The organism is Sphaerochaeta sp. S2, from assembly GCF_016406725.1.
Taxonomy (GTDB): Bacteria; Spirochaetota; Spirochaetia; order Sphaerochaetales; family Sphaerochaetaceae; genus Sphaerochaeta.
On the sequence record NZ_JAEKNT010000007.1, the window covers coordinates 1 to 7,175 of the forward strand.

The 7,175-nt window shown below is 47.0% G+C and carries 7 protein-coding genes; all 7 read left to right on the top strand.

Going from position 1 to position 7,175, the window contains the following annotated elements:
- Positions 1-223, top strand: a 223-nt coding sequence (locus tag JF818_RS00180; protein WP_233065187.1) for a hypothetical protein, incomplete at its 5' end; no start/stop codon positions are given.
- 170 nt (positions 224-393) lie between these two features.
- Positions 394-1,023 (top strand): nucleotide exchange factor GrpE, encoded by a 630-nt coding sequence (locus JF818_RS00185; RefSeq protein WP_198889986.1) that lies wholly within the window; start codon positions 394-396, stop codon positions 1,021-1,023.
- An 89-nt stretch (positions 1,024-1,112) separates the two neighbouring features.
- Positions 1,113-3,044, top strand: coding sequence for a molecular chaperone DnaK (gene dnaK, locus JF818_RS00190; RefSeq protein ID WP_198889987.1), 1,932 nt, complete (start codon positions 1,113-1,115; stop codon positions 3,042-3,044).
- A gap of 100 nt (positions 3,045-3,144) precedes the next feature.
- Positions 3,145-4,284, top strand: a complete 1,140-nt coding sequence (dnaJ, locus tag JF818_RS00195) for a molecular chaperone DnaJ (protein WP_198889988.1) — start codon at positions 3,145-3,147, stop codon at positions 4,282-4,284.
- Positions 4,285-4,341: 57 nt separating this feature from the next.
- Positions 4,342-5,097: a 23S rRNA (guanosine(2251)-2'-O)-methyltransferase RlmB gene (gene rlmB / locus JF818_RS00200; RefSeq protein WP_198889989.1), complete on the top strand. Its 756-nt coding sequence runs from the start codon at positions 4,342-4,344 to the stop codon at positions 5,095-5,097.
- A gap of 175 nt (positions 5,098-5,272) precedes the next feature.
- Complete coding sequence (locus JF818_RS00205) at positions 5,273-6,487, top strand: DUF3798 domain-containing protein (RefSeq protein ID WP_198889990.1); 1,215 nt, start codon at positions 5,273-5,275, stop codon at positions 6,485-6,487.
- A 139-nt stretch (positions 6,488-6,626) separates the two neighbouring features.
- On the top strand, positions 6,627-7,175 hold a 549-nt coding region (locus tag JF818_RS00210), incomplete at its 3' end, for an ATP-binding cassette domain-containing protein (RefSeq protein ID WP_198889991.1).

Below are 7,175 nucleotides of genomic sequence, written 5' to 3' on the forward strand. Positions count from 1 at the left end.
GGTCGGAGATGTGGATAAGAGGCAGGATGATGATTCTGAAGTGGATGATGATTCTGAAGTGGATGATGATTCTGAAGTGGATGATGATTCTGAAGTGGATGATGATTCTGAAGTGGATGATGATTCTGAAGTGGATGATGACCATTCTCCTTGGGTTGAATATGTCCCTGAGGGAGATGAGGAAGAAATCTCTTTGGATGACGAAGACGATAAAACTACTTGACGCTTGCACATCGGTGTGAGTATGTTATCGGCAAGCCCAGGGGTGGGCTACTCATTACGCTATACACTATTAAAAGCTACGGCCTGGCATATGCAAGTATTTGCATGTTGGGCTTGTGAATAGACATGTGCCTGCATCTTTCGCTGGCATATGGGAAATTGAGGAATAGAATGGAAAAGAAACAGAAAGAAAGCAAGTCCGAGAGTGCACAGCCTGTTGTTGATTCAGAAGTGAAAGAGGAACTTCACACACAAGAGAGTAAAAATCAGCCTACACAAGAACAAGAAGTGCAGGAAATGTCTGAAGTGGAACAGAAGGAGTTGGAAATCGTGCGATTGAAGGAACAGCTTGCTGCTGCACAGGAAGAAGCCACCTCTTTGAAGGAGCAAATGCTTCGTGACCGTGCTGATCTTGAGAATTATAGGAAACGTCTTCTCCGAGACAAGGAAGAGACTGTGAAGTTTGCGAATGAAAACCTGATCAAGGATCTTCTTCAACCGTTGGATGACCTTGGCCGAGCCCTTCAGGCAGCGGAGGCTACAAAGGACTATGAGAAAGTGCATGATGGTGTGGTCATGGTTAATAGTCAGCTCTATTCTACCCTGGAGAAAAACTGGGGTTTGCAGAGAATTGAATCTGTAGGGAAAGAGTTCGACCCACTTGAGCATGAAGCCTATCAAATGGTTGTTGATGATTCCCTGGAACACGAAGTAGTACTGGAAGAGTACGTCGTTGGATATAAATTACATGGCCGGGTACTCAGGCCTGCAAAGGTAAAAGTTGGCAAGCCAAACGTTTGACGATTGGATGCGGTATGAGTACCTTTGGTTCACGGGTAAGAAACCCGTATTGAATATTTGATAGTTAATTTGGAGAGGAGAAATATAACATGGGAAGAATTATTGGAATTGACTTGGGGACTACCAATAGCTGCGTAGCAGTAATGGAAGGAAATGATCCCGTGGTCATCGCGAACAGCGAAGGTCAGCGGACAACCCCTAGTGTTGTTGGATTTACCGCCAAGGGAGACCGCCTGGTTGGGCAGCCTGCCAAGAACCAGATTGTTACCAATGCTGAGAATACCGTGTATTCCATCAAGCGCTTCATGGGTAGAAAGTACCGTGAAGTTCCTTCTGAACTCCAGAAGGTCTCCTATAAGGTAACCGCTGGAAGTAGCGATGAAATAAAAGTTGAAATCCGTGGAGAGTCTTTCTCTCCCCAGGAAATTTCTGCAGCAGTATTGCAGAAAATGAAGAAGACAGCTGAGGACTATCTTGGTGAACCGGTTACTGAAGCCGTTATCACTGTCCCTGCATACTTCAACGATGCCCAGAGACAGGCTACCAAAGATGCCGGTAAGATTGCTGGGCTTGATGTGAAGCGCATCGTAAATGAGCCCACTGCAGCTGCTTTGGCTTATGGCTTGGGCAAGGATGCTAATCGTGAGGAAAAAATTGCTGTCTATGACCTCGGTGGTGGTACCTTTGATATCTCCATTCTTGAGCTTGGAGATGGTGTTTTTGAAGTAAAATCCACAAATGGTGATACCCGCCTTGGTGGTGATGACTTTGACCAGCGAATTATTGACTGGATTGTTGGTGAGTTCAAGAAATCCAATGGGATTGACCTGGCAGCTGACAAAATGGCTTTGCAGAGACTAAGAGAGTCAGCAGAGAAAGCAAAGATTGAGCTCTCCAACTCGACCAGCACCGATATCAACTTGCCGTTCATCACCGCTGACAGCAGTGGTCCAAAACACCTTCAGATGACATTGACCCGTGCAAAGTTTGAGCAGCTGGTTGCTGATTTGGTAGAGCGTTCAAAAGTGCCCGTGCAGAATGCACTTCGTGATGCAGGCTTGAACGCTGCTGATATCGATGAGGTCATCCTGGTCGGTGGATCCACAAGAATTCCTGCGGTGCAGGCTATGGTCCGTGAGCTGTTCAAGAAGGAGCCGCACAAGGGTGTAAACCCAGATGAAGTAGTTGCCATGGGCGCTGCCATTCAGGGTGGTATTCTCGGTGGTTCTGTAAAGGATGTTCTTTTGCTGGATGTTACCCCGCTCTCCTTGGGCATTGAAACCCTTGGTGGTGTTTGCACTCGTCTGATCGAGCGGAATACGACCATCCCAACCCGGAAGAGCCAGATCTTCAGTACTGCTGCTGATGGACAGACTGCTGTAAGCATTCATGTCCTGCAGGGTGAGCGCGAGATGGCCAGCCAGAACAGGACACTTGGAAAGTTTGACTTGGTTGGTATTCCTGCAGCCCCTCGTGGTGTACCACAGATTGAGGTTACCTTCGACATCGATGCCAACGGTATTGTCCACGTATCTGCAAAGGATCTGGGTACCGGTAAGGAACAGAAGATTCGTATCGAATCCTCCAGTGGCCTCAGCGAAGATGAAATCGACAAGATGGTCAAGGAAGCAGAAGCTCACGCTGAAGAGGATAAGAGAGAACGTGCTCGTATCGATGCCCGCAATGAAGCTGACAGCTTGATCTACTCCACCGAAAAGTCCCTCAAGGATTATGGTGATAAGATCAGCAGTGAGGATAAGGCTACCATCGAAAGTGCTGTTGCAGACCTCAAGGGTGTCATGGACAATCAGAGTGCAACTGCAGAAGAGATCAAGGCCAAAGTTGAAGCCTTGCAGCAAGCTTCTTACAAGCTGGCTGAAGAAGTCTATAAGCAGAGTGCAGCCTCTGGCGCTGAGGGCGCTGAAGGCCAAGCACAGGATTCTGCCTCCCAGGAATCAACAGGGGAGACCAAAAAGCCCAAGGACGGCGTTGAAGATGCCGACTTTGAGGTCGTAGACTAAGGAGTCGATTACAAGGTACTATATTCAAACGGCTTACCATCATGTCGGCTTCGGCCGACATGATGTTTCTAAAGCCAATCTGTTCTAAGGAAGTCGCACCGTGGCGAAACGTGATTATTATGAAGTGCTTGGAGTTGGAAAGACTGCAACACTAGACGAAATTAAAAAGGCATATCGCAAACTGGCAATTACCAACCACCCAGACCGTAATCCAGGGGACAAGGCAGCCGAGGATCGCTTCAAGGAAGCAACTGAGGCATATGATGTCCTAGGTGATGAAAAGAAACGCAAAATGTACGATCAATACGGTTTTGCGGGAGTTGATGGCGCCAATGGTGGTGGTCATGACTACTCCAATGTGTACCGTGATTTCAGCGACATTTTTGGCGGTGGATTTGGCGGTGGTGGTTTTGAAGATATCTTCAGCTCCTTCTTCGGGGGTGGTGGTGGAAGATCTCAAGGCCGGGGTGGCCAGAGAGGCCCTGAAGCCGGTTCTTCCCTCCGGTATGACGTGGAAATCGATTTTAAGGATGCTGTTTTTGGCACGAAAATCGAAGTTGCGTACTCCCATCAGGTAGCATGTGATGTCTGTCATGGAAGTGGGAGTGAAGGTGGATCTGGAACTAAGGTTTGTCCGACCTGTAATGGTTCAGGACAAGTAAGGCGAAACAGTGGATTCTTTGCAATCGCCAGTACCTGTCCAACCTGTGGGGGCAGTGGTCATGTCATTGAAAATCCCTGCTCATCCTGCCATGGCACTGGGTTGAAGAGAAAGCAACAGAAAGTGAAAGTTTCCATTCCTGCTGGTGTTGATTCCGGTAGTAGGGTAGTACTCAGAGGAATGGGAGATGCAGGACCTAATGGAGGACCAGCTGGGGATTTGTATGTATACATCAATGTCAAACCCCATAAATACTTTGTCCGTCAGGATTATGATCTATTCTGCCAGATCCCCATCTCGATAACTCAGGCATCTTTGGGTGGAGAGATAAAAGTTCCTACCATTGATGGTAATTCCATCAAGGTGAACATTCCTTCTGGTATCCAGAGTGGAAAAATGCTACGAGTAAAAGGTCGGGGAGTTACCAAACTCAATACAACTGACCGGGGTGACATGTACATCAAGTTACAGGTCCAGATTCCCAAGCGATTGGGGATGAAGGCGAAGAAGTTGATGCAGGAATTAAGTGCTGCATTGGGTGAGGATGAGTCCCCCAATCCAGTTCCTTTCGAAGCGTAATGAATTGGGCTGCCATGGTTGGTAGCCCTTTCATCGCGTAATGCATAGGAGCATTGTATGGGTGAGAAAATAATTGGCTTTCATGCCATAGAAGAAGGCCTGAAAAAGGCTTCCTCAGGGTCGGTGCTCTACATCGCCAGGGGAATGGGTGGACATACCCAGGATTTGGAGAGACAAGCTCGACTGAGCTCGAAAGTAGTAGTCAAGAAGATTGCAAAGGTTGAGATGGACCGAATGGTCAGCCAAGCGGATCACCGGGGTGTTGTGCTGGATCTTGTGAGTTCTGCACAGGAGTTGGGTGGCAAGGCCCAGAATCTTTCAGTAAAGGATTTTTGCAAGAATCTTAAGGATGATGACAGCGCACTCGTTTTGGTGCTTGATGAGATCACCGATCCTCAGAACCTTGGAGCCATCCTTCGCTCAGCAGATCAGTTCTCTGTATCCCTGGTTGTAATTCCTGACAGACGGAGTGCCCATGCAAACAGCACGGTCATCAAAGTCTCCTCTGGGGCGGCGCACTATGTGCCCATGGCGCAAGTGACAAACATCAACCGTGAAATTGAGTACTTGAAGAGTCAAGGGTTCTGGGTATACGGCGCGGCAATGGATGGGCAGGCAGTATACAAGACTACATTCCCTAATAGAACCGTATTGGTAATGGGGAATGAAGGAAAGGGTATTGGGCAGCTTACGCAGCGTCTCTGCGACCATATGGTCACCATTCCTATGACAGGTCATATCGATTCCTTGAACGTTTCCGTTGCAACAGGGATCCTCCTTTATGAAGTGAGAAGACAGCAAGCAACAAGATAGCAGTAGTCAAATATGATAAATTGACCAAGGTCGCACCTAAAAAGTGGGTCCTTTTTTATATCTATGCAGAAAATTTACAGAAACTTGTATAAATAAACAATCTTTTCTTGCGTTGATCCCATCTTCTCCGTATTATTAAGACTAGGAAAAATTCCGATTAAGGAGAGAAGAAAAAATGAAAAAGACTTTTGTGTTCATTCTCTGTGTTCTGTTAGCATCAGGCTTCCTTTTTGCTCAAGGTGCACAGGAAGCGGCTGCAGCTCCTGCTGCAGATGATTTCCACATTGGTATCGTAACCGGAACTGTATCCCAGTCAGAGGATGATCTGCGTGGTGCAGAACGTCTTATGGAAGAGTATGGTTCAGTGAATGATGGTGGAAAAATCCAACACGTCACCTATCCTGATAACTTCATGGATGAAGCTGAGACTACTATTAGCGTTATCAGTGGTCTTGCTGATGATCCTAAGATGAAAGCTATCATCGTAAATCAGGCAATCCCTGGAACTACTGAGGCTTTCCGCCGAATCAAGGAAAGAAGACCTGACATCCTTACCATCGCTGGTGAAGCACATGAGGATCCAGGTGTTATCCAGAGTGCAGCAGACCTTGCTGTTAACAACGACTTTGTTGCTCGTGGATACTTGATTATCCGAACTGCTCACGAACTCGGTTGTGACACATTCGTGCACATCTCATTCCCAAGACACCTCAGCTATGAGACTATGAGTCGCCGTGTTGCAATTATGCGTGCTACTTGTGAAGAGCTTGGAATGGAATTTGTCATGGAAACCGCTCCCGATCCGACTTCTGATGTAGGTGTTGCTGGTGCTCAGCAGTACATTCTCGAAAAAGTCCCCGCTTGGATTGAATCATATGGCCAGAATTCAGCTTTCTTCTGCACAAATGATGCTCACACCGAGCCATTGCTCAAGCAACTGATGACCTACGGTGGTTACTTCATCGAAGCTGACCTGCCAAGTCCTCTCATGGGATATCCTGGTGCATTGGGCATTGACCTTTCTACTGAAGCTGGTGATTTCAAGGCAATCCTTGAGAAAGTTGAGGCTTCTGTTGTTGAGAAGGGTGGCTCAGGCCGTTTCGGAACCTGGGCATACTCCTATGGTTATACTACCACTGCCGGTCTTGGCCAGCACGCTATCAACGTTCTTAGCGGTGAGAGTGAATTGCTCAAGCTTTCCGATCTGATGAAAGCCTATGGTAAGTATACACCTGGTGCTAAGTGGAATGGTTCTTTCTACACCGACGTCAACACTGGCGTTCGTGCAAGAAACCATGTACTTATCTACCAAGATACCTACATGATGGGTAAGGGCTACATGGGTAACGCAGAATTGATTGTTCCCGAGAAGTATTTTGCCATCAAATAAGGTAATGTAATCGAATTATTGGGGGAGAGTGTTGCTCTCCCCCTTTGTAGCGATTAGTTTCAAACGCAACGACAACGTGGGTATGACTGTTGTTTGGGCAGACAAGAGTCATAACCAAGTTTTGAAGGATATAAAAGAGATGCATGAAAACGAAACACCTTTGCTGGAGATGAAGCACATCAGCAAGGATTTTTTCGGGAACAAAGTACTCACCGACATCAATTTCTCTCTCAAGAAGGGAGAAATATTGGGGTTGGTAGGAGAAAATGGTGCCGGAAAATCCACATTGATGAAAATTCTCTTTGGAATGGATGAGATTCATCAGACTGGTGGCTATGGTGGGGATGTCATGATCAATGGGGAAAAGGTGCAATTTTCTTCTCCGATTGACGCTCTCGCAAAAGGAATTGGGATGGTACACCAAGAGTTTTCACTCTTGCCCGATTTTACTGCCACTGAAAACATTCTGCTGAATCGGGAACCATTGAAATATACTGTTTTTTCCGAGCTGTTCGGGGAACGCTTGAATATTCTCGATCGTGAGCAAATGAACCATATCTCCGAGCGCGCCATTGGCAGGCTTAATGTCCCCTTGGACAAGGATATGTTGGTTTCTCAGATGCCGGTTGGTCATAAGCAGTTTACTGAGATTGCACGTGAGTTGAGCAAGGAAGCAACGGATGTTACC